Source organism: Enterococcus sp. RTP21361st1_A6_RTP21361_211029 (assembly GCF_040910045.1).
In the GTDB taxonomy this organism is placed as follows: domain Bacteria; phylum Bacillota; class Bacilli; order Lactobacillales; family Enterococcaceae; genus Enterococcus_D; species Enterococcus_D gallinarum.
Window position 1 is genome coordinate 1 of sequence record NZ_JBDGBK010000225.1, and the last position, 1,142, is coordinate 1,142.

Annotated in this window: 2 protein-coding genes; one reads left to right on the forward strand and one right to left on the reverse strand. The window is 59.3% G+C overall.

All coding sequences use genetic code 11. The features are described 5' to 3' along the window. Window positions 1-79 precede the first annotated feature (79 nt). Window positions 80-832, reverse strand: coding sequence for an ABC transporter ATP-binding protein (locus AB5Z52_RS17230; protein ID WP_012576886.1), 753 nt, complete (start codon window positions 830-832; stop codon window positions 80-82). Here AB5Z52_RS17230 and AB5Z52_RS17235 point away from each other — a divergent pair. Beyond that, a partial coding sequence (locus AB5Z52_RS17235; RefSeq protein ID WP_368267163.1) for a hypothetical protein occupies window positions 796-1,142 on the forward strand: 347 nt, incomplete at its 3' end. The genes AB5Z52_RS17230 and AB5Z52_RS17235 overlap by 37 nt on opposite strands.

Genomic DNA, 1,142 nt, shown 5'->3' on the forward strand with positions numbered 1-1,142 from the left:
CACTGCACCACTGCCAGCAGCAGCAATACCGCGCCCCACACGACAGGCGCATCCCTGAAATCACGCAACAGGCCACGCATCAAATCGCCTCCCGCCCATCAAGACCGGACGAATCGGAACCGACCTCGGCCAACACACCGTCACGCATCCGCGCGACGCGATCGCAGCGGACCGCGACCTCGGGACTGTGCGTGACCATGACCACCGCATGACCAGGACGATCCGCGAACGCGCGCAGCTCATCGACCACACGCCCGCCGGACTCGGTGTCCAACGCGCCGGTCGGCTCGTCGGCGAACACGATCTCGGGATCGGCGACGAGCACACGGGCCAACGCCACACGCTGCTGCTCCCCGCCCGACAGCAACGTCACGTTTTGCCTGCGCAACCCGAGAATCCCCAGACGGTCAAGCAGCCCGGCCGCGCGATCCCACGGATATTTCGCACCGCGCAGCGTGAACGGAAGCCTGAGGTTGTCCTCCACGCTCATCGAAGGCACCAGATTATACGACTGGAACACAAACCCCAGATGATCACGCCGGAACCGCGCCGACTGGGCACGGCTCATACGGGTCACCTCCTGTCCCAGCACCCGTACAGAGCCATCGGAGACGGACTCCAACCCCGCCAGACAATACATGAGCGTGGACTTGCCTGAACCAGACGGTCCCACGATCCCCGTCATCTGACCCCAACCGGCTGTGAAATCCACATGCCTCAGCACCGGCACCGTCTCACCCCTACGCAGCTCGAAACTCTTCGACAGCCCCGCGGCCGCGACCGGAGCCGACGCCATTGCATCGCTCCCCGTTCCCCTCAAATGTCGAACCATTATCCACCTTCCTCACCTGCGTATTGGACTTCGATACCCCCACTATCCATCGAAGAGACAATGAGCAGCAAGAAGACGTGCGAAAATGTCATCTAGAGATGACACCCTCAATAGGGGAAAATAATGCCAAAGATGATGGCACCTATAGAGAATGTCTCTTTTTATTGTTTTTAAGGACGGCGCAAGCTGCTGTTTTTGGCAAGCATGTAGTACAAGGGAACGGTTTTGAGAAGGTGGTCGTGTTTCCCTTCTCCAATGACATGGCCATTACTCAGGACATATATCATTTCGGCATTGCACACGGTGGTGA

Coding starts and splice junctions, on each gene's coding strand:
- AB5Z52_RS17230 (WP_012576886.1), bottom strand. CDS start 832: ATGGTTCGACATTTGAGGGGAACGGGGAGCGATGCAATGGCGTCGGCT.